This window comes from Desulfosarcina sp. (genome assembly GCF_046496365.1).
In the GTDB taxonomy this organism is placed as follows: Bacteria; Desulfobacterota; Desulfobacteria; order Desulfobacterales; family Desulfosarcinaceae; genus Desulfosarcina.
Genome location: NZ_JAWOHB010000017.1, coordinates 1 through 20,010 on the forward strand (window position 1 = coordinate 1; position 20,010 = coordinate 20,010).

Below are 20,010 nucleotides of genomic sequence, written 5' to 3' on the forward strand. Positions count from 1 at the left end.
ATCCGCGATCGGGCCCTAATACTGGCACTCCTTAGGACCGGCATGCGCATTGGCGAGCTGTTGAACACCCAGGTGGAGGATCTGAATCTGCGCGAGCAAAGGATCCAGATCATCGAGGCTCAGAAGAATCGGGTGGGCCGAGTGGTCTATCTCAGCACCGATGCCGTGGATGCTCTGGGAAAATGGATGCAAACAAGAACATATCCAAGCGAGTTTATCTTCTATGGCCGGGACATCCTATGTCATGGCCGGGGTACCCAAGCTAAGAACCCTGCCGGGGGTGGGGGGGTACGCCCCCCCTTCTCGATTTTCATCATAGGGTTCCGATGCGGTACAAGCTGCATAGCCGTTTGAGACGGCGGACTGGGGTTAGTGCGCTGGGTCCTTAAGAGGCTATATCCCCATCAAAAATTGTTTAGCCTGATATTCAAATTCCCTTGTTTCAACATCTACCATCCTGTTTTTTTCTTCATCATTAATGTAGATCGTTACATAACCGCCGTACCCTTCAAATGTTATGCGGCATGGAAAGCATGAATGCTGTTCATTTTCCTCCAAGTCCTGACCACCTTTGCCGAAGAAGATTGAGGCCTGACTCATGACTTCTTCAGGAGCCAACTTCGTTTGCTTGCCGATTGTTAACATAATTTTCCACCTCCTTTCCCAGTGGGTATTTTAACTGTAATCATTAAGCTGTCGGTATCGAGTGGCGGGTTTTGCCTGCTCCAACTAACGCCTCTTGAGAAAGGCGCAGAAACACCTCTATGGCTTCCGGAAAGCCCCGTGGTGAAGAGATTAGTTCAAAGGCTACCATGGGTAGCCATCTAATTTGACTCTAAGCCCCTACTTTCAGATATCCTGATCACATTTGCGTTATTATTTCTTTATTTGGGGTGCTGAATGTACGCGATATAACATCCCACCGGCTGTCAACGGGAAAAGATTGACGACGGAGTCAGATTGCCACCGGCGGCAGTCAGGCTGTCTCCCACTTCAAACATGGTCGGTCTCGCCGATCGCCAGATCGGTTTTGGGCGAAACGGCATAAAACAGTTGATTCAGCTTTTCGACCGTGGGGATCGATTGGCCCTGTTCATAACCTCCCAGATGTCGTGGGCTCAGAAAAAGCGTGGGACCTATAACCTTAGCTCGTATTTTTTGACATAATCGACCGGATGGTAGGAAAGTTTGGCTTTGCGCAATCCGTCATTGTCCAGATCCTGCTCGCGGTTGACCAGACCGGCTCCCGGGGTGAGGTTCTCCAGGAACAATTGATTGATTGCCTGATAGCTGCCCTTGAATGCGGGATTGCCTTTTTCAAAGTGGATAACCACGGTCTGGTCGGGCATCCTTTCGGCAATGGTGTAGGCCACCAGAATGTCGTCTACGCGAAGGGCGCCGCCGGTGAGACCCGTAAGGTGGCGCCATTGGTCGAGAATCCGGGCAATGGCGTTATTTTCCGCGGCCAGGGTTTCGTGGCTTTCGCAGTCACGCCAGGTACACCAGTCTTCCTGCATCGCCAGCGCCTGGCTGACCATCTCCGGTCCGAACGCCAAGTAGTCGAATGAATAGCTTTTCTTGAACTGGTTGACCAGGTTTTTCTTCTTGTGAAAACGGTTGCCTTTCAACTGCGCCAGGTCTTCGATGCGGTACAAATAATCCCACTGGCCGCGGGAATCCAGGAACTGGCACCCGTCGGACAGCGTTTTTTGCCAGATGTGGCGCAGCGCCTCCGGTATGCGGATGACGCGATCCGCCAGGGCGGTGACGGCTGAGATCCTGGAAGGCCAATTCACAGCCTCCCAGTCACCCACCGGCGCCCACAGCGCCGGGAAGGGGATGGCTTGCCGAATCCAGACCAGGTCATCGTGCCAGGCCCATTCCAGGCCGTATTCCGGCCCCCAGCCGAACAGGTTGGTGAAGCTGTAGTCCGATGCAATCTGGCGGCACTGGGCCAGTTTAAAGCGGTAATCATCTTGTTGTTCCATGCGGATGGGTTCGAAGGTCAGTTGCATGGCATTTCCTTTTTCATCCATGTAGGCTAATTATCTTTGGTTGCCAGCCGTTGCCGCTTCCATAATATTTTGAATTTTCAGGGAAAGCTTTGAAATATCAAACGGCTTTTGAATGAAACCATTGCAACCCCTTTGCAAAATTTCTACAGACTGTCCATCGACGGCATACCCGCTGGAAAGCAACACCGGCATCTGCGGATGTATTGCACGGATGCGATCGAAGGTTATTATGCCGTCCATCCCGGGCATGATCACGTCGAGGATCACCAAGTCAATTCCGGACCCCATCCGGAGAACAACTTCGGTGGCTTCTTCGCCACTTTTCGCTGCAATGACCTGGTAGCCCAATTTTTCCAATAAGGCCTGGCTGACATTAATAATCATCTCTTCATCATCAACCAGAAGGATGGTTCCCGACCCTTTAACCACTGCCTCGGCCGTGGCTATCTCCGGATGAATCTCTTTTTCCGATATTTTCAAGTAGATGTTGAACGTCGTTCCATGATTCCTTTTGCTGTTGACGGTAATTATGCCACCATGGTTCTTGATGATTCCATATGCTGAAGCCAGTCCCAGTCCGGTACCGCGGCGCTTTTCTTTGGTTGTGAAAAATGGGTCGAAAATTCGACGGCATGTGTTCTCATCCATGCCGATTCCGGTATCCGTGATTGACACGTTGGCATAACGTCCAGGCTTGGCATCGAATGGTTTACAGTCATTATCGTCCAGGGAAACGGCACTTGTTTCCAAATAAAGTTCTCCACCACCGGGCATGGCCTGCCATGCATTGATATACAAATTCAGAAGCACCTGCTCGATTTGACCTCGATCAGCGTCAACAAGTAATTGTGCCTGCGGCATTTTAGTATGAACGTTGATTTCTTTTCGGGTGCGGCTGAACATGGTTGCGCTGTTGAGCACCAGCGCATTGATGTTGATGGCCTTTACCTCATATTTGCCTCCACGAGCGAAACCCAAAAGCTGTTTTGTCAGGCCTGTCGCACTTTGGATACACGCATCAATGGATTTGATATGCTCCAAATTGGGGTGGGAAGGCATCAATTCCAACGACATCAGTGAAGTCCGGCCCTGAATTCCCATCAGTATATTATTGAAATTGTGGGCGATGCCACCAGCCAAGGTACCAATTGCTTCGAATTTCTGGGCCTGCAGAAGTTGCTGTTCCAACATTGATTTTTCAGTGATGTCCTCGTAGCTTACAAACTGGTCATGGTTTTCCATGGTAACCGGTCTGAAGTGAATTTTCTTTTGTTCTCCGTCTTTACAGGTCACAGTAAAAACTCTCGGCCTTGCTTGTCCAACGTTGATTTGTTTTTTATCTTCGACCCACTTTGTAATTGCCTTTTGTCGGTACGCCTTATCCGGAAAAGATTTTTTGAACCAAGCGTTTCCCGTGGGGATATCTTCAAGCGTATATCCAAAAATATTGGTAAATTGCGGGTTGATATATTTGTATGCGCCATCATCGGCTATCAAAGATATTCCCAGCGGAGATTTTTCCACAAGTGCCCGAAACCTTTCCTCGCTTTCTCTTAGGGCCGACTCCGCCCGCTTGCGATCCGTGACGTTTCGCACGAATTCAACGGCTCCGATTGAATTGCCGGAGTCATCAAGCATGGGAAAAGCGAACAGCTCCAATATTCCCATTTCTCTTTCTTGTACTTTAAGCGGGACTTCACTCATTTCAAGCTTGCCTGAACTGAGTGACCGGATGGTAGGGCAGACACTGCATGGTTTAGACCTGCCATGATATGCTTCATAGCATTTTTTACCCTCCAGAGGCTGCTCGTGTGCGTACAAATCTCTCATGGTTTGATTTACGCGGACGACATTCAACTGGGCATCAAGAACACTGATGCCATCTTGGATGGAATCGAAAATGGTGGAGAGAAATCGCTCGCTTGCATTCAAAGTCGCCTCTAACTGATTCCGTTCTGTAAGGTCAATCCCGAGACAGGTTACGTCCAGTATGTTTCCCTGTGCATCTTTGGTGAGTACATTGGACCAGGCCACATCGCGCAAACCACTGCACCTTGTTACGATCTGGTTTTCGTAGGTGGAAAAGCCAAGGGTATCCTGCTGGCTCATTACTGTGCTGAAAACGTTTCGAACCGCCTCCCTGACATTAACAGGGATAAACAAGTCGAACCAATCCTGGTCGATAACCTCGTTCGCTTTCCAGCCTGTAAGTTTCAAAAAGTGGTCATTGGCAAATATAATTCTTGCCTGAGGGTCTAAAGCGATTCCGATTTGGGGTATGTTTACCAGGATATCCCGCCATTTCTGCTCGGACGCGATCAGGGCCTTTTCAGTTTGTTCTAATCGCTTTATGCGCTTTTCAAGCGCTTCATAGGTTGGTTTTTCAGGCATGATGGTTACCTATCCTTTAGGCATATGCATGGCAATGGATCAGGTCCGCCAGGTTTTATACATAACCACTATGCGATTACCACAGAACGCACCCATTGCAAATCGATTCTCCGGCTTAGTGATCACATCGGTGTGGTATGTGTTGTGAACAGGCCGTTGAGTGGTTACTTATCTGATTGCGGGTTGAGGGCGATTCAATTTTTTATGGAGGCATGCATTGAAAACGGAGAACAACATGGACAGACCCAACCCGGCTTATGTGAATCAATTAATCAACGTGGTCAATACCAGTCCCTTTCCCGCGCACATGTTGATGGCGCTTAAAGCGATCGAATTCGACCATGCGCGGGTCGTTTTGAAATGTGACACCTGCCATCTTCAGCCATATGGTATTGTCCACGGTGGTGTGCTGGCGACACTCATTGATACAGCCACCTTCTGGGCCGCTTTTCTAAGACTGCCCGAACATGACGGCCTGGTGAATGTTGACCTGAAGCTCAATTACCTGATGCCCGTGTCGGCCGGAACACTTACCGCCAGCGGGCGTTGCATCCGAGCCGGACAATCAATCAGCTACGCCGAAGCAGGGGTGACCAATGCCGACGGGCAGCTGGTGGCCCATGGCACCTCAACACTGATGGCACTGCCCGGAAAAGGATTGGCTTTGGGGTTGAGCAAATTCCTTGAAGATTAATTTTTCGGCCAGACCCCATACAGGGCAATGGCGGCCTCGCCTTGACGCCGGAGAAGCCCCCGAAGCGTTAAAAAGACTTGATTGTTGGCGATTTTTGAGTTGAAATAGGCAGGTTTAGCAGACACTTGGAAAACCTGTTGATCCCTTGCGGGGGGCTAAGACCAGCATTTACGGATTGTCGGTTATGATCGTTTATTGTGAAGAGTGCGGATTTAAAAACATAATCGATGAGACCGTCATCAAAGGCCCGCGGCCTCAGATACCCTGCCAGAAGTGCGGGGATTTTCTGCGTTTTTACGGGCGCAAGGCAATCGTGCTGCAAACACCCCCGCCGGAGAAAATAGAGGCGCCGCGGTCCTCCCTGATACTGAAATACGGTAAGGTGGTGGTAATTGTTAACGCAACGAATGCCCGCGTGGAAATCGGGCGCCAGAAGAGCAATGACATCCAGGTGATCAATAACCGGGTTTCACGGACGCACGCAATAATCGAATACAAAAACGGGAAATACTATCTCTCCGACCAAAGCTCCAATGGCACCTATCTTCTCATGGAGGGTCGCCAAGGCGTCACGGTCAAAAAAAAAGACGTCCTGTTGACCGCCAAAGGCGTCATTGGTCCGGGGTACAAGGTCGACTTCAAATCCCCCGATGCCATTCACATCCTATTCGATCAGAACCCTTGACCCGCGCAATCCGATGCCTTGGATGCCGCCCCGTCAGCGCCGCGAAAATCCTGAAGGTGCAAAGGGCAATCTTATAAAGATGGATTCGGGGAAGTGGGTCGATCACCTATCTTTAAAAGGCTGTTCCAACGGTCTTGCTGGACACCCCGTTGGATTTTCCAGTCGGATGAGCTTTCGTTTGACCTCAAGTCCGCCGCCGAAACCGGTGAGATGGCCATGTTTGCCGATGACCCGGTGGCAGGGGATGATGATGGCAATGGGGTTGCGGCCGTTGGCTGTGCCCACGGCCCGTGCCGCTTCGGGGCTGCCAATTCGCCGGGCGACCCACTGGTAGGAGACCACCGTGCCGTAGGGAATCGTTAACAGTATCGACCACACCTTCATCTGAAATGGGGATCCCTGCGCAAATAGATTGACATCGAAGGTTTTGCGTTTTCCTGCAAAGTATTCAGACAGTTGGTTCTTTACCATCGTGAAACGGTCCGGGTCCCGCCGCCACGTGTTTTCGACGGTCAACGGGTGTTTCCCATCCAAGAAATTCAGGTGCCGCAAACCCTCTGCGTCTGCGGCCATGACCAATATACCGGCCAAATCGGTTTCAAGCGTGTCGTAAATCATTTCGCCTCCTCCACCAGCCACAGATAGACAGCTGCATATGCCCGCCAAGGGCGCCAGGCCTCGGCGCGCAGCCTCACCTGGTTGACCGTCGGCCGGGCACCTCCCTTTTGGAGTGCTTTCATGATGCCCAGATCCGATGCCGGGAAGGCGTCGGGCTCGCCAAGGGCGCGCATGGCCACATAGTGTGCCGTCCAGTCACCTATGCCTGCGATGGTTTTCAGGGTATCGACAAACTGGGACAATTGCCCGATTCCATCCAATTGCAGCACGCCCTTGACGATTAACTGTGCAATCTGGCGCAGGGTCTCCTTTCTTTTGCGGGGCATGCCGATCTCCGCCATATTGGCTGCCAAGAACTCATCGGCGCTGGGAAAAAACCGGTTCAAATGGATTTCGCCGTCCCCGTCATGGACCCGGCCAACCAGACCGGCAATGCGACCCAGTTGCGTGACGGCCCCCTTTACTGAAATCTGCTGACCCACTACTGCCCGTACGGTTGTTTCGAAGGGATCCCAGGATCCGGGCAGACGCAGTCCCGGTGCCTTGCGGATCCGTTCGGCCAGCAAGGGGTCCTGGATCAGGGTCTGTTGAATGGCCTGTGGATTGGCATCCAGGTCGAACATGCGCCGAACGCGTTCGACGACCGGCAGCAGCTCCCGACTGTCCGTCATGCATACATCGAGTTCAAGGGCATATCCCCTTTGCGCGTGACGTACAGCCAGGGTGCCGCGGGTGGCCGACAGGCGGATGGTCCGCCGATAGGTCCCGCCAGCCGCCCATTCGACACCGGGGATGGCCCTTTCCTGGAAAAAGGCCAGCATCCGGTCCCAATCGTATGGCGGCCGGTAAGATAACGTCAGGGTGCACCGGAACCCTGAATCGGATCGGGGACGTGTCTGCGGGCGCCTTCTGCGAAGCTGAGACGGGGTGCAGCCGACGTACCTGCGAAAGGCGGCATTACAGCGCCGCAGGCTGCCGTATCCGGCGGCAAGGGCCGCCTGGGTGATGGGCATGTCCGTCTCCACCATCAGCCGTTTGGCAAACAGCAGGCGGTGGTTGTCTGCAAGGGCCTTGGGCGTGGCTCCGATGTGCTGCCGAAACAGACGGCGCAAGTGCCGGGTTCCGACACCCAGTCGTGCGGCCAGATCGTTTACCGAACCGTCGTCAAGGGCTCCCTGGCGAATCAGAAACAAGGCCCTGGAGACGGTGGCAGACGTACCGTTCCAGGCGGGTGTACCCGGTGCTGTTTCGGGCCGGCAGCGCATGCATGGACGCAGGCCGGCCGCTGCGGCTGCGGCTGCCGAGGGATAGTAAACGATGTTTTCCGGCCGGGGTGACGGGGCCGGGCAGATGGGGCGGCAATAGATGCCCGTGGTTTTTACACCGATGAAAAATAGGCCGTCAAAGCGCGGGTCCCGGGCCAGTCGGGCGCGGTCGCAGACGTCACGGTCCATGAGCGTATTCATATTCAGCCTTTAGCCATGATGGCGGTCATCCAGCATTGTCATTGAAACGGTTTGCCTTTATGCGCTGCTCCATATTAGATGGTTTTTATCGGCTGACAAGTCGTTTTCGGACATGCTTAGTAAAGAAACGACTACTAAATTTACAAACCGTATGATTTGCGCTACACTTTTAGCATCTGCCGCAAAAATGGGTCGTTTGGACCCGTATTTTTAACGCCTCCACCGGAGTCATGCACCCTACCCGTTCATAGGATCACCAATGTCCCGATTCACCAGAAAGTCATCAAAGAAAGCCGGCAGCTCCCCCGGAACCCTGGTCCACGTGGGAGAGAGAAAAACGGATGATGTCCACTTGGCTTTGTTGCACTATGATGCAGAAACGGTCATAGAGCGGCCGTTGGCGCTTGTTGAAGAGGCCTTGCCGCTGCTAAAATCCAGCGCTACCACCTGGCTCAATATCGACGGTATTCACGACATCTCGCTGATGGAACACATCGGCAGACATTACGGCGTTCATCCGCTGACCCTGGAAGACGTGTTAAACACCACCCAGCGGCCAAAAACAGAGGCTTTCGACGATTACCTTTATGTCGTGGTGAAAATGCTTCATTATGATACCGAAAAGAACAGGATCTCTTCGGAGCAGGTCAGCCTGATACTGGGAAAAACGTTTCTCCTCACCTTTCAAGAGGATGTCGGCGATGTTTTTACGCCGGTGCGAGAGCGTATCCGCAAAGGCAAGGGACGGATCCGCACCGGTGGCTGCGACTACCTGGCATACGCGCTTATCGACGCCATTGTGGACAACTATTTCGTGATTCTAGAAAAGGTGGGTCAGCGGCTGGAAACCTTAGAAGAGACCATTGATGAAAATCCGGATGCCGGCATGCTGGAAGCGATTCATGCCATCCGTCGTGAGTTGATTTTCTTGAGAAAACAGGTCTGGCCCCTGCGGGAAGTCATCGCCCATCTACAAAAAGACGGCACCCCTATGGTTGGTGAGGCTGTCGGTCCGTTTTTGCGCGATGTATACGACCACACGATCCAGACTATCGATACCATCGAGTCCTTCCGGGATATCCTGTCCAGCATGCAGGATCTTTACCTGTCCATCCTCAGCAACCGTATGAACGAGGTCATGAAGGTCCTGACCATCATTGCCACTATCTTTATCCCCATCACCTTTGTCGCCGGCATTTATGGCATGAATTTTAGCAGCATGCCTGAACTGACCTGGCGCTGGGGCTATCTGTTTGTGTGGATGATCATCTTATCCGTTGTCTCGAGCATGCTTGTTTTTTTCAGACGCAAACGGTGGATTTGAAGCGGGGCGATGCGTTGCCGCACCGATGATGAGAATTCACAAAGCCGGGTCGGGTGGATTGCGGTCAGATAAAAAAAAGGGCATTCCGTCAATCTGGAATGCCCTTTTCAAAGCCAAAAACGAAGCCTTAGACCACGGTCACGTTGGCCGCGGCAGGACCCTTGGGACCCTGCTCAATCTCAAAACTGACCCGGTCCCCTTCGCTGAGAGATCTGAACCCACTGGAATTGATTGCCGAATGATGAACGAAGACATCCGGACCGTCTTCCTGCTCGATAAAACCAAACCCCTTGCTGTCATTAAACCATTTTACAATACCATTTGCCATGCTAACTTCCTCCTACAGAATAAAAAAAATTAAATCATTGCTTCAAACTTCAGGCGCCACTTTGACAAGACAAATGGATCGATCCCTTAGCAAGAAACCGGACTGCCAACACCGGCAATCCTTTATGACCTGTCTGCCATATCACATATATAAATAAATGCAAGTCAATTTATTTTTTGGTTCGTTTAGGCCGGTAATAATGCGTGGCTGTACCGTGAAAAATGTCGGCGGCCTCTTTGAATGTCTCGGACAGGGTCGGATGAGGATGGATGGTCAAAGCCACATCGGTGGCATTGGCCCCCATCTCCAGGGCCAGGGTGGCTTCGCTGATCAACTCCCCGGCGCCCGGTCCAACGATGCCCACACCCAGCAGGCGTTCGGAATCCGGATCGATGATAAGTTTGGTGAGACCGTCACTGCGGCCCAGGGTGACGGCGCGGCCTGACGCCGCCCAGGGAAACCGGGTCACTTCGACGGTGATGCCTTTTTCTTTGGCAGCGCTTTCAGTGAGGCCGGTCCAGGCAATCTCCGGGTCGGTGAAGACCACTGCCGGGATGGCCGCGGGATCGGCGATCACCTCTTTTCCGGCGATGTTTTCAACGGCGATGCGTGCTTCGTAGGCCGCCTTGTGGGCCAGCATGGGATGGCCGGCCACGTCGCCGATGGCGTAGATGCCTCCGGCCGTTGTCCGGCAGTGGGCATCGATTTGGATAAAACCCTCTCCATTCAGGGTTACACCGATCTTCGACAGGCCCAGACCATCCGTGGCGGGCCGGCGGCCGACGGCGACGAGGATCTGCTGGAACACCCGGGTCTGCGGTTTTTCATCCTGCTCCCGGAAGGTGACCTTGACACCGTTTTTCTGGATCTTGGCCTCCGTCAGGGTGGTGTTCAACAGGATCGATTCGAAGCGTTCCGCCAGGCCTTTGTGGAGAAAACGGACCAGGTCGCGGTCCACCCCGGTCAACAGGTGAGGCAGCTTCTCCACCACAGTCACTTTCGATCCGATGGCTGCATAGACACTGCCCAGCTCAAGACCGATATAGCCGCCGCCCACCACCAGCAGCGTCTTGGGAACGGTTTTCAGATCAAGGGCTTTTTGTGAATTCCAGATACGGTCCGAGTCGGGCGGAAACATCGGTATTTTTGAAGCCCGGGAGCCGGTGGCCACAATCGCGTGTTCGAATTTAAGGGTACTTTTTTTTCCCTCATTGTCGGTCAGCGTCACTGACCGGTCGTCCAGAAATTCGGCTGTGGCCCTGACGTGGTCGATCTTTCGCTGGGTCACCAGACGCCCCAGTCCGCTGGTGAGCGCACCGACCACGTCCGATTTCCAACGCCGCATCTTGCCGATGTCGATTTTGGGTTTACCGAAGGAGACGCCCCAGGCATCTGCGCCGGCGGCTTCCGTGATCAGCCGGGAAACATGCAGCAGGGCCTTGGAGGGAATGCAGCCGCGGTAAAGGCAAACACCGCCGGGGTTCTGCTCCGGATCGATGAGGGTGACGGCCATGCCCAAATCGGCCGCCAGAAAGGCAGCCGCGTAGCCGCCGGGACCTGCCCCGATGACAGCGACTTGTGTTTTCTTATCAGTCATGGAGGACACTTTCTATTCAGAGGGTTTAATATGTCGGCGGATTCATTTTCCGGCCGATCGGCGATTGTGGCAGACCATTCGAACACCTGCCGTTCAATCCAGGAAAAGGGTCAGGGGCTGTTCCAGACCCTCGCCGATCCAGCGCAGGAACCGCGCCGCATCGGCCCCATCGATAAGGCGATGGTCATAGGAGAGTGCAAGGGGCAGAATGGTTCGCGGTTCAAAGCTGCCGCGGACATAAACCGGTTTGACGGCGGATCGACTCACCCCGAGGATGGCCACCTGGGGCCACATTACAATCGGGGTGAAGCCCACCCCGCCGATGCCTCCCTGGTTGGAGATGGTGAACGTACCGCCCTCGAGTTCATCGGGTTTGATTTTTTTGCTGCGGGAGCGCTCGGCCAGGTCCCCAATGGCTTTGGCCAGGTCGACGATGTTTTTTTGATCTGCGTCGCGCAGCACTGGAACCAGGAGACCCCGGGAGGTGTCAACGGCAATGCCGATATGCACGTATCGTTTGAAGACGATGCGATTGGCGGCGACATCGATGCTGGCGTTGAACTGCCGAAAGCGCTTTAACGCGTGGGCACATATGTGTGTGATAATGGCCGTGATGGTGAGTTTGGCGCCGGCTTTTTCCACTTTTGGGCCATTTTTTTCGATGAATGCCGTCATCGTGGTGATGTCGGCCTCATCGAATTGGGTGACGTGGGGAATGGCCTCCCAGGAGGCTGCCGTGCTCCGGGCTGTCAGGCGTCGAACGGTTTGCATAGCTTCGGTTTCGACCGTTCCCCAGCGGCTGAAATCGGGAAGTTCGGTCGGATGGGGTGTCTGGTTGTCGCCCATGGCTCCTTCAGCAGCCGTGAGTTGTTTTCTTACCGCAGCCTTGACGTCAGCTTCGCTGATCCGGCCGCCGGGGCCGCTTCCGCCGACCGCGTTTATAGCCACCCCGAGTTCTCTGGCCAGCCTGCGGATGGAAGGGGCTGCAGGTGCGGTCGGTCGATCAGAATCCTTTTCATCAGGGGGTGATTGTTGATCAACCCGGTTTTCCCGGTCCGGCAATCCAGAGGCCTGATCATCCTTCTTTTCCGCGGTGGATGCCGATTCTTTGGAACCGTTATCGGCTGCCTTCTGCCCATCCTTTTCATGCCCTTTTGCGGCGTCCGCCTCCTTCTGCTTTTTGGGGGCGCTGGACGCGCCTTCGCCGCGTGCTTCGGCGGGCGCCGACCGATCCGATGATTCCGCATCTGCGTCCCCGGCTTCGGTCTCCACCCGGGCGATCACGTCGCCGACCTTGATCTGATCCCCCTCCTTGGCCAGAACTTCCTCGACCCGGCCTTCGAACGGGGATGGAATTTCCACCAGGGCTTTGTCCGTCTCAAGCTCCATTACGGTGTCGTCCACCGCCACCATGTCTCCGGCCGCGATGTGGACGGAGACGACGACACCCGATTCCACGTTCTCACCAATTTCCGGAACTTTGATCTCTTGTATCATAATGTCTCCTGCTTCTATGCGAACAAGGGGTTTGTGCGATCCGGGTCGATCTTGAATGCCTTGCGGGCCTTTTTCACCATTGCAACGGGTATTTTCTTCTCCCGGGCCAGGGCTGCCAGGGCGGCAAAGGCAATGTGCCGGGAATCCACCTCGAAAAAGTCCCTCAATGCAGAGCGGGTGTCGCTGCGCCCGTAGCCGTCCGTTCCCAGTACAACCACCGGTCCGGGCAGACGGCGGGCAATAATCTCCGGCAGGGCCTTGAGGTAGTCGCTGGCCGCAACGAACACACCGGACTCGCCGGCGGTCTGCTGCTCCAGAAAGGAGAGGCGGGATTTTTTTTCCGGGTTGAGGCGGTTGCTGCGCTCGGTCTCCTGTGCATCCCAGTATAGATTCTTGTAGCTGGTCACGCTCCAGACATCGGCGGCGACGCCATAGTCCGATTCCAGTATGTCCCGGGCCTTGAGACATTCGGTGAGAATGGCGCCGCTGCCCAGCAGGTGCGCCCTGGCCTTGGGCTTTTTGAGCAGGGAAGACCGAAACCGGTAGATGCCTTTGAGAATGCCTTCCTCCACCCCTTCCGGCATCTCGGGCATGGGGTAGAATTCGTTGGTGATGGTGAGATAATAAACCAGGTTTTCGCCCTCCTCCAGCATGCGGCGGAGTCCCTCGCGCACAATCACGGCGATCTCGAAGGCGAAGGCCGGATCGTAGGCCAGGATCGAAGGATTGGGCAGGGCCAGGATGTGGCTGTGGCCGTCCTGGTGCTGAAGCCCCTCTCCGGCCAGGGTGGTGCGTCCGGCTGTGGCCCCCAGCAAAAAGCCCCGGGCCTGGATGTCGCCGGCGGCCCAGATCAGGTCGCCGATGCGCTGGAAGCCGAACATGGAGTAGAAGAAGAAGAAAGGCACCATGTTGATGTCCAAGGTGGAGTAGGCCGTGCCGGCGCTGATGAACGACGCCATGGACCCGGCTTCGGTGATGCCCTCTTCCAAGAGCTGACCGTCAGTGGCCTCATTGTAATAGAGCAGGCTGCTCTTGTCCACCGGATCATAGTTCTGGCCGAGGTGGGAGTAGATGCCGATTTTGCGGAACAGGCTCTCCATACCGAAGGTGCGGGCTTCGTCGGGAACGATGGGTACGATGTAGCGGCCGATCTTCTCGTCACCCAGCAATTTGCCCAGCAAGGTTACCATGACCATGGTGGTGGCCACCTCGCGGTCTCCGGAGCCTTTCAGGAAGTCGGCATACAGGGTTTTGTCCGGTGGCCGGAATATGGGCACCGACACGCTGCGCGATGGCAGATATCCGCCCAATTTTCTACGCCGTTCCTTGAGATAACGCAGCTCTTCACTCTCCTCGTCGGGCCGGTAAAAGGGTGCGTCCTGGATTTGGTCGTCGGGGATGGGGATGCCGAAACGGCTTCTGAAATGGCGCAACTCCTGTTCGTTGAGTTTTTTCTGCTGATGGGTGACATTGCGGCCTTCGCCCGCTTCCCCCAGTCCGTAGCCTTTTATGGTTTTGGCCAGGATTACCGTGGGCGACCCCTTGTGCTCGACCGCCGCCTGGTAGGCCGCGTAAACCTTCTGGGGGTCATGGCCACCCCGACGCAGCTTCTGGAGCTGCTCGTCGGAGTAATTTTCGACCATTTTGGCAAGCTCCGGGTAGCGGCCGAAGAAATCCTTGCGAATGTAGTCCCCGCCGGCCACCGAGTATTTCTGGTACTGGCCGTCGGGCACCTCCTCCATGCGCCTGGTCAGAAGGCCATGCTCATCCTGGGCCAGAAGCGGGTCCCAGTCGTCTCCCCAGATTACCTTGATGGCATTCCAGCCGGCCCCGCGGAAGGCGGCTTCCAGTTCCTGGATGATCTTGCCGTTGCCCCGCACCGGTCCGTCCAGGCGCTGAAGGTTGCAGTTGATGACGAAAATCAGGTTGTCCAGCTGTTCCCGGGCCGCCAGGGTGATGGCTCCCAGGGATTCCGGTTCGTCGGTTTCCCCATCGCCGATAAAGGCCCACACCCGCCGGTCGTCGGGTGGTTTGATGCCCCGGTCCTCCATGTAGCGGTTAAAGCGGGCCTGATAGATGGCCATGATCGGTGACAGGCCCATGGATACGGTGGGGAACTGCCAGAATTCGGGCATGAGATACGGATGGGGGTACGAACTCAGTCCGCCGCCCTCGGCCAGTTCCCGACGGAAATTTTCCATCCGTGTCTCGCTGATCCGACCCTCCAAAAAGGCCCGGGCGTAGATGCCCGGAGCCGCGTGACCCTGGAAGTAGACGATGTCCCCGGGGTGACCGGCACTTTTGGCCCGGAAAAAATGGTTGAATCCGACTTCGTAGAGGGTGGCGCTGGAGGCGAAAGTGGAGATATGCCCGCCAATGCCGGAATTCTGGCGGTTGGCCCGCACCACCATGGCCATGGCGTTCCAGCGGATGATGCTTTTGATGCGGCGTTCAATTTCCCGGCTGCCGGGAAACACCGGCTGGCGGTGGGTCGGGATGGTGTTGATGTAGGGTGTGTTGGCGGAGAAATGAACCTGCACACCGCGTTGCTGGGCCCGCACCTGCAGGAGGCGCAAAAGCGCCAATACGCGCTGGGGGCCCTGGTTTTCGTAAACATAGTCCAGGCTCTCGATCCACTCCCGGTTCTCCAAGGCGATCTCTCGGGCCATGGCGTCGGCTTCTTTTTCGGGCATGGGCAACTATCCTTTCCCTGGCTGTGAATGAACCGCGATAGCGAGCGCATTCCCCTCGCTGGCGGCGGGGAATCTTCACGCTGGAGGGTGGCCACACGGCCGTTGTCCATCCATCCGGCAAGAAACCGCCGGCAGGACGGCATCAATACACGTATTGCAGTTGACCGATTTCGGACGTCTGGGGTGTCTGTTATTATTGGGTCAATACCAAACACCTGTCAATAGTCATGACGTGTAAATTCCAAGTCTACAACATTTGGATGCATCTCTTATCTTGCTTGCTTGCGCGGTTGTTGTTACTACTTTTCCAATTGCAGGGTATAATGACTCCTCACGGAGATCGATTATGGAACTCAAATCCGCACCCACCCGGGGTCGAACGTTGGATCATGCCGCGTTTGTCTATGATACGCTTGAACCGCTGCTGCTTCTGGGGAAACAGGCCGAATACGATCGGCATCTGCTTGCCCTGCTGAATCTCGGCGATTCGGATCGTGTTCTCGACCTTGGCTGTGGCACCGGCGTGCTCACACGGATGATCGGGGATCGCTTGGACGCTGCGGCGGGAGGAGAGAGCGTGGGCATCGATGCGGCGGCCAAGATGATCGCTGTGGCCCGGAAAAAACGGGCTTCGGGCAACTGCCGATTCGAGGTGATGGCGGCTGAAAGCCTTGCCTTCGAGGATGCCAGCTTCGATGCCGTGGTCTCGAGTCTCTTTTTTCACCATGTCCAGATGGACCTCAAGGAAAAATCCCTCGCGGAAGCCTTCCGGGTATTAAAGCCGGGAGGTCGGCTGGTCGTCGCGGACATGCACGTCCCTTCCACCTGGATGGGCGCCCTGGTGTCGCATATATCCCGTTGGTTCTTCATGCAGCCCCAGATTGGAGAAAACATCCGTGGGGTCTTGCCCGATGTTATCGAAGGCGCCGGATTCCCGCGCCCTGAGATTGTGGCCACCTATTTCGGATACGTGGCGTTGTTCAACACCCATAAAGCGGAAGCGTGAACATGGGCATCGACGACAACCTGTCCGACCCCATTGCCCAGATGGAACAGGTACCTCACTTGCAAAAATTGATGGCGGAGCTGAACTCCGGGCTTTCCCTATACTGGGAGGCCGCGGACCGGATCCTGCGTCAATGCGGCGTTACCCTCAAACCACCTGAGCAAGCCACATTTTCATTGCGGATGAACTTTTTTTCTCTGCTGTTTCTTTACTCCTATCAACGGGCGGGAATCCCCCGTTACCGCCGCATCCTTTATGCTGCCACGCTGCAGTGCTTAAGGGGAATGGTCACCGGCTGCGATAACTTGTTGGATGACGAATACAAACAGACCCTCGACACCGATATTCCCGCCGCGGGTCACCGTTTCCGCTCGGTCGTGGACATCATGGTTTCCGACCGCGTGCTTTTCCAGATACTCATGGATGCCGCCTCTAGACATGAACTGGCCCTGGACCAGGTTCTGAACGCTTCGGCCGCTTCCATGAAGACGATGACCCGCAGCGGCATTCAGGAAGCGGCCGAAGAGAAGGGCATCACGGCCATCTTGAAGCCGAAGGAGATCCTTCAATCGATCCATCACTTTAAAACCGGCATTCTTTTCCAATGCCCCTGGGACATTCCCCTGACCATCGAAAAAGTGCCCGAAAAAAAACGGGTGCGGCTGCTGGAGGGGCTTTATCGAATCGGCCTTGGCTGCCAGATCATGGACGACATGGTGGACATGGCCGGCGATATCCAGTCAAGGAAACACAACTACCTGGTCTCTCTGATCCGCCACGGGGCAAACCCGGTTGAAAAAGAACGGCTTGAAAAATCGATGAAGCCTTCCAGCCGGACCGACGCCGCGGCTATTCGCTGCGACCGGTATCCGGAGGCCCTCGGACAGGCATCGGGAACATCCCACCAGCTGCTTGACGACGGTCTCCACGCACTCTTTGCGGTGGAACACCGGTTTTTGGTGACACCCGCCATCCGTTTTCTGGAAAACAGAATCGGGGTTCTTCACCTTGTCAGGCAGGCGGGATCATGAAACCCGGTGATTCCGGGATTTGGATTCGGATCGCTTTTCTATTTCTCGTCCGGTCCGGCCGTGCCACGGCGGCACTGTCCGTCATGGTGGTCACTGCAGTGGCGGCGCTGATTTTCCTCTCCGCCCTGGCCGTGGGCGTCAAGGACGCCATGCTGCGCAATACCGTGGCCTTGTTCACCGGGCACGTCACAGGCCGTGACCTGCCGCAATCATTTCAACCGCAAGATCTGATTGGCGAGGGGGTCGACGCCGTCTTGAAGCGGGTCTTCCTGCCGGGGGTGCTATCCGGGGGTGGACCCTCCCAGCCACTGGTGCTTTGCGGGATCGACCCTGTCCAGGAAGCCCGTCACACGACCCTGAAAATGAAAATCAGCCAGGGGCGGTATCCCCTGACAGGTCAAAGAGAGATCTTGATCAACCGTGATATGGCACAGACCCTCAACGTCCGGACAGGAGATGTTGTGCGCTTCTCGCAGCAGCCTTCCGACAGTCCCACTGCTTATATCGTGTCGGGGATTTACCAGACCGGCCTGGATGCGCTGGACCGCGGTATTGCCTTGAGTCCACTGGAGATGTTGCCTTCAAAAAAAGGTTCCTGGTCGGCGGCCGTTTTCCTGAAACCCGGTGTTGCGTCCGGCACGATCATGGACACCTACCGGCAGCGCTTCCCTGAACCGGTCCGCTTCGAATCCTGGGAGACCCAGATGCCGGACCTGCGACAGCTTATCGATCTGGAGGCCATCTCCATGGCGATCGTGATCCTCCTGGTTTTTTTCGTGGTTGCCATTGGCATCGCCTGCTCCTTCGTGATCTTTATTATCCGCAATCTTCGAGAATACGGAATATTGAAGGCCATGGGGGTGACCGCCACCGAAATGTTTACGCTCATCGTGGCCAAGGTGGTCCTGATGAATGCGATCGCCTGTGGCGCGGGTCTTTGTATCGGGGTCATTGTCGTGGCTGCCGTCGCGCATACAGGTGGCATCGATATCAGTGCATGGACTTCCCACAACCGATATTTTTCCGTTTCCGGAGTGATCTATCCGCGCTTGACGGCGTTTTCGCTGTGGGCGCCGCCACTTACGTCGCTGCTGTTCGGCCTGGTTGCGGCCGTCTGGCCGGCGGCACTGGTCGCACGGAAAAAACCCGCCCGCATTCTGAGACTGGTTTAATTCCATGATTGAGCTATCCCACGTCAAAAAAACCTTTCAATCCGGGCGCGGCCAGGTGAACGCCATTGCCGACGTCTCCCTGTCGGTATCGGGGGGCTGCTTTGCGGCAATCATCGGCAAATCCGGCTCCGGAAAGTCGACGCTGCTCAACTGCATGGGCGGGCTCGAATCGGTGGACCGGGGGGAGATAGTCTGTTTTGGCATGCCGATTCACCGGCTCGCGGCCAGCGCGCTGAGCCGGTTCCAGCGCAGCCGCCTGGGGTTTGTCTTCCAGCGGGGAAACCTGCTCTCATACCTCACGGTGGCCGAAAATATTGGCTTGCCGTTGACCCTGAACGGCATTGTGGGTCAGATCCGCACCAAAAGAATCGAGGCCCTGCTGGCGGACATCGATCTCCAATCCGCGGCAAAGGCCCTTCCCCATGAACTGTCCGGCGGTGAAACCCAACGGGTTAGCGTGGCCCGGGCCATTGCCCATCGGCCGATGCTCCTGCTGGCTGATGAGCCCACCGCCAGCCTGGATACGGTTACCGGGCAGCGGATCGTTCAGCTTATGCGGGATCTGGGAAAAGAACACGGCTGCACCATTATCATGGCGACTCACGACAGGGAAATCACCGCCAGCGCGGACCCGGTTATCGGTTTAAAAGACGGAAAGGTTGTCAGGGAGGAAAAATGAAGACAGTCAAACGAACGCTAATTTACAGCCTGGTGCCGGCAGTGTTGGTCGGCTGCGCTTATGGACACTATGTGGGTCTGCACGGCCCTACCATCCGCAACTATCCGGACATCCACGAAGGGGTGGTCGAAGATGCCCAATGTCTTGCTTGCCACCATCCGGACCTGAAGCCTACGGGGCCGCCCACATCGCATCCGCAATTTACCGGTTGCCTGAAATGTCACAATGACCCACTGAAATAGACCCGCCTAGCAGAAACAGGGTGGCAAAAGAACCGTAAAGGCAGCGGAACTTTACACCAGAACGGCGGACACCGCCGCTTCCACTAAAACCGCAGATAGAAAAATTCGTATTCGCCGTTGTTGATATCGATTTTAAGGTTGTATCCTCTGGCTTCGGCAAAGACGATCCAGGGCGGCCGCCCGCTTCCGCCACATGCATCGCTGGGCCAGGATTCGCCGGTTTTCCCACTGTGGTAGGACAGCATCATGGCATTGCCGTCCATGTCGCGTGCCCTTGCCTTGGCCAAGGTTCTGGCTGCGGCCAGATCCAGATCAGGGTTGTCAACCTGCATCGATACCGTATCAAGGGTATATTCCGTTGATGCGCCTCGAAGTTCAGCCATTGATGCCTCCTTTTGTGCAAATCAGACGATGCTGTCAAAATAAGAAGCTTTCCACAATTGTAAAACAAAGTCGGTACGGTTGTCAGGAGAGTTTCTTTTTTCAGTGAATCGGCGTATGGTCAGCCGATAGACCAACTCAAATTGGCTTTCTATCATTCCCCTGACTGACCCAAATTTTGGGAAGGAAAA

The 20,010-nt window shown here is 55.4% G+C and carries 19 protein-coding genes; 9 read left to right on the forward strand and 10 right to left on the reverse strand.

The genetic code is table 11. The annotated features are described in order from the left end of the window. Window positions 1-354 (forward strand): tyrosine-type recombinase/integrase (locus R6V78_RS00630; protein ID WP_410287380.1); only part of this gene is annotated, 354 nt, incomplete at its 5' end. Window positions 355-393: 39 nt separating this feature from the next. On the opposite strand, the gene R6V78_RS00635 is transcribed toward R6V78_RS00630, so the two are convergent. From R6V78_RS00635 to R6V78_RS00645, 3 genes are all read right to left on the reverse strand, one after another. Further along, the gene (locus R6V78_RS00635; RefSeq protein WP_410287381.1) at window positions 394-645 is read right to left on the reverse strand and encodes a hypothetical protein; all 252 of its coding nucleotides are present in this window, start codon (window positions 643-645) and stop codon (window positions 394-396) included. Window positions 646-1,136: 491 nt separating this feature from the next. Beyond that, window positions 1,137-2,015 (reverse strand): DUF2156 domain-containing protein, encoded by an 879-nt coding sequence (locus R6V78_RS00640; RefSeq protein WP_410287382.1) that lies wholly within the window; start codon window positions 2,013-2,015, stop codon window positions 1,137-1,139. Between the two features lie 30 nt (window positions 2,016-2,045). Next, a complete protein-coding gene (locus R6V78_RS00645; RefSeq protein ID WP_410287383.1) occupies window positions 2,046-4,406 on the reverse strand; it encodes a PAS domain S-box protein in 2,361 nt (786 codons plus the stop codon). A 235-nt stretch (window positions 4,407-4,641) separates the two neighbouring features. Between R6V78_RS00645 and R6V78_RS00650 the strand changes: the two genes are divergently transcribed. Both R6V78_RS00650 and R6V78_RS00655 read left to right on the forward strand, forming a co-directional pair. Next, the gene (locus tag R6V78_RS00650) at window positions 4,642-5,100 is read left to right on the forward strand and encodes a PaaI family thioesterase (protein WP_410287384.1); all 459 of its coding nucleotides are present in this window, start codon (window positions 4,642-4,644) and stop codon (window positions 5,098-5,100) included. A gap of 184 nt (window positions 5,101-5,284) precedes the next feature. Beyond that, window positions 5,285-5,785, forward strand: a complete 501-nt coding sequence (locus tag R6V78_RS00655) for an FHA domain-containing protein (protein WP_410287385.1) — start codon at window positions 5,285-5,287, stop codon at window positions 5,783-5,785. Window positions 5,786-5,887: 102 nt separating this feature from the next. Here the strand turns inward: R6V78_RS00655 and R6V78_RS00660 are convergent, their stop codons facing one another. Further along, window positions 5,888-6,403: a methylated-DNA--[protein]-cysteine S-methyltransferase gene (locus R6V78_RS00660; RefSeq protein WP_410287386.1), complete on the reverse strand. Its 516-nt coding sequence runs from the start codon at window positions 6,401-6,403 to the stop codon at window positions 5,888-5,890. Next, window positions 6,400-7,857 (reverse strand): AlkA N-terminal domain-containing protein, encoded by a 1,458-nt coding sequence (locus tag R6V78_RS00665; protein WP_410287387.1) that lies wholly within the window; start codon window positions 7,855-7,857, stop codon window positions 6,400-6,402. Before R6V78_RS00665 ends, R6V78_RS00660 begins: the two co-directional genes overlap by 4 nt. Window positions 7,858-8,128: 271 nt before the next feature. Here R6V78_RS00665 and corA point away from each other — a divergent pair, with 271 nt between their 5' ends. After that, complete coding sequence (gene corA / locus R6V78_RS00670; RefSeq protein WP_410287388.1) at window positions 8,129-9,193, forward strand: magnesium/cobalt transporter CorA; 1,065 nt, start codon at window positions 8,129-8,131, stop codon at window positions 9,191-9,193. A gap of 127 nt (window positions 9,194-9,320) precedes the next feature. Here corA and R6V78_RS00675 read toward each other — a convergent pair whose 3' ends face one another. The 4 genes from R6V78_RS00675 to aceE form a co-directional block, all read right to left on the reverse strand. Beyond that, window positions 9,321-9,521: a cold-shock protein gene (locus R6V78_RS00675; RefSeq protein ID WP_410287389.1), complete on the reverse strand. Its 201-nt coding sequence runs from the start codon at window positions 9,519-9,521 to the stop codon at window positions 9,321-9,323. A gap of 169 nt (window positions 9,522-9,690) precedes the next feature. Then, entirely contained in the window at window positions 9,691-11,118 is a 1,428-nt protein-coding gene (gene lpdA / locus R6V78_RS00680) for a dihydrolipoyl dehydrogenase (RefSeq protein WP_410287390.1), read from the reverse strand. Between the two features lie 93 nt (window positions 11,119-11,211). Beyond that, window positions 11,212-12,615, reverse strand: coding sequence for a 2-oxo acid dehydrogenase subunit E2 (locus R6V78_RS00685; RefSeq protein ID WP_410287391.1), 1,404 nt, complete (start codon window positions 12,613-12,615; stop codon window positions 11,212-11,214). Window positions 12,616-12,629: 14 nt separating this feature from the next. Further along, the gene (gene aceE / locus R6V78_RS00690; RefSeq protein ID WP_410287392.1) at window positions 12,630-15,308 is read right to left on the reverse strand and encodes a pyruvate dehydrogenase (acetyl-transferring), homodimeric type; all 2,679 of its coding nucleotides are present in this window, start codon (window positions 15,306-15,308) and stop codon (window positions 12,630-12,632) included. A gap of 346 nt (window positions 15,309-15,654) precedes the next feature. Between aceE and R6V78_RS00695 the strand changes: the two genes are divergently transcribed. Genes R6V78_RS00695 through R6V78_RS00715 form a run of 5 tightly spaced genes read left to right on the forward strand, consistent with a single transcriptional unit; the run spans window position 15,655 to window position 19,438 of the window. Beyond that, window positions 15,655-16,314 (forward strand): class I SAM-dependent methyltransferase, encoded by a 660-nt coding sequence (locus R6V78_RS00695; RefSeq protein WP_410287393.1) that lies wholly within the window; start codon window positions 15,655-15,657, stop codon window positions 16,312-16,314. Window positions 16,315-16,316: 2 nt separating this feature from the next. Further along, window positions 16,317-17,345, forward strand: coding sequence for a hypothetical protein (locus tag R6V78_RS00700; RefSeq protein ID WP_410287394.1), 1,029 nt, complete (start codon window positions 16,317-16,319; stop codon window positions 17,343-17,345). After that, entirely contained in the window at window positions 17,342-18,517 is a 1,176-nt protein-coding gene (locus tag R6V78_RS00705) for an ABC transporter permease (RefSeq protein ID WP_410287395.1), read from the forward strand. Before R6V78_RS00700 ends, R6V78_RS00705 begins: the two co-directional genes overlap by 4 nt. 4 nt (window positions 18,518-18,521) lie before the next feature. Beyond that, complete coding sequence (locus R6V78_RS00710) at window positions 18,522-19,196, forward strand: ABC transporter ATP-binding protein (protein ID WP_410287396.1); 675 nt, start codon at window positions 18,522-18,524, stop codon at window positions 19,194-19,196. Beyond that, complete coding sequence (locus tag R6V78_RS00715) at window positions 19,193-19,438, forward strand: hypothetical protein (RefSeq protein ID WP_410287397.1); 246 nt, start codon at window positions 19,193-19,195, stop codon at window positions 19,436-19,438. Before R6V78_RS00710 ends, R6V78_RS00715 begins: the two co-directional genes overlap by 4 nt. Before the next feature lie 83 nt (window positions 19,439-19,521). On the opposite strand, the gene R6V78_RS00720 is transcribed toward R6V78_RS00715, so the two are convergent. Then, a complete protein-coding gene (locus tag R6V78_RS00720) occupies window positions 19,522-19,821 on the reverse strand; it encodes an AF1514 family protein (RefSeq protein WP_410287398.1) in 300 nt (99 codons plus the stop codon). Window positions 19,822-20,010 lie beyond the last annotated feature (189 nt).

Bases quoted from the DNA above. Each gene is read 5' to 3' on its own strand.
- R6V78_RS00635 (WP_410287381.1), bottom strand. From the start codon at position 645: ATGTTAACAATCGGCAAGCAAACGAAGTTGGCTCCTGAAGAAGTCATG.
- R6V78_RS00640 (WP_410287382.1), bottom strand. From the start codon at position 2,015: ATGCAACTGACCTTCGAACCCATCCGCATGGAACAACAAGATGATTAC.
- R6V78_RS00645 (WP_410287383.1), bottom strand. From the start codon at position 4,406: ATGCCTGAAAAACCAACCTATGAAGCGCTTGAAAAGCGCATAAAGCGA.
- R6V78_RS00650 (WP_410287384.1), top strand. From the start codon at position 4,642: ATGGACAGACCCAACCCGGCTTATGTGAATCAATTAATCAACGTGGTC.
- R6V78_RS00655 (WP_410287385.1), top strand. From the start codon at position 5,285: ATGATCGTTTATTGTGAAGAGTGCGGATTTAAAAACATAATCGATGAG.
- R6V78_RS00660 (WP_410287386.1), bottom strand. From the start codon at position 6,403: ATGATTTACGACACGCTTGAAACCGATTTGGCCGGTATATTGGTCATG.
- R6V78_RS00665 (WP_410287387.1), bottom strand. From the start codon at position 7,857: ATGGACCGTGACGTCTGCGACCGCGCCCGACTGGCCCGGGACCCGCGC.
- corA (WP_410287388.1), top strand. From the start codon at position 8,129: ATGTCCCGATTCACCAGAAAGTCATCAAAGAAAGCCGGCAGCTCCCCC.
- R6V78_RS00675 (WP_410287389.1), bottom strand. From the start codon at position 9,521: ATGGCAAATGGTATTGTAAAATGGTTTAATGACAGCAAGGGGTTTGGT.
- lpdA (WP_410287390.1), bottom strand. From the start codon at position 11,118: ATGACTGATAAGAAAACACAAGTCGCTGTCATCGGGGCAGGTCCCGGC.
- R6V78_RS00685 (WP_410287391.1), bottom strand. From the start codon at position 12,615: ATGATACAAGAGATCAAAGTTCCGGAAATTGGTGAGAACGTGGAATCG.
- aceE (WP_410287392.1), bottom strand. From the start codon at position 15,308: ATGCCCGAAAAAGAAGCCGACGCCATGGCCCGAGAGATCGCCTTGGAG.
- R6V78_RS00695 (WP_410287393.1), top strand. From the start codon at position 15,655: ATGGAACTCAAATCCGCACCCACCCGGGGTCGAACGTTGGATCATGCC.
- R6V78_RS00700 (WP_410287394.1), top strand. From the start codon at position 16,317: ATGGGCATCGACGACAACCTGTCCGACCCCATTGCCCAGATGGAACAG.
- R6V78_RS00705 (WP_410287395.1), top strand. From the start codon at position 17,342: ATGAAACCCGGTGATTCCGGGATTTGGATTCGGATCGCTTTTCTATTT.
- R6V78_RS00710 (WP_410287396.1), top strand. From the start codon at position 18,522: ATGATTGAGCTATCCCACGTCAAAAAAACCTTTCAATCCGGGCGCGGC.
- R6V78_RS00715 (WP_410287397.1), top strand. From the start codon at position 19,193: ATGAAGACAGTCAAACGAACGCTAATTTACAGCCTGGTGCCGGCAGTG.
- R6V78_RS00720 (WP_410287398.1), bottom strand. From the start codon at position 19,821: ATGGCTGAACTTCGAGGCGCATCAACGGAATATACCCTTGATACGGTA.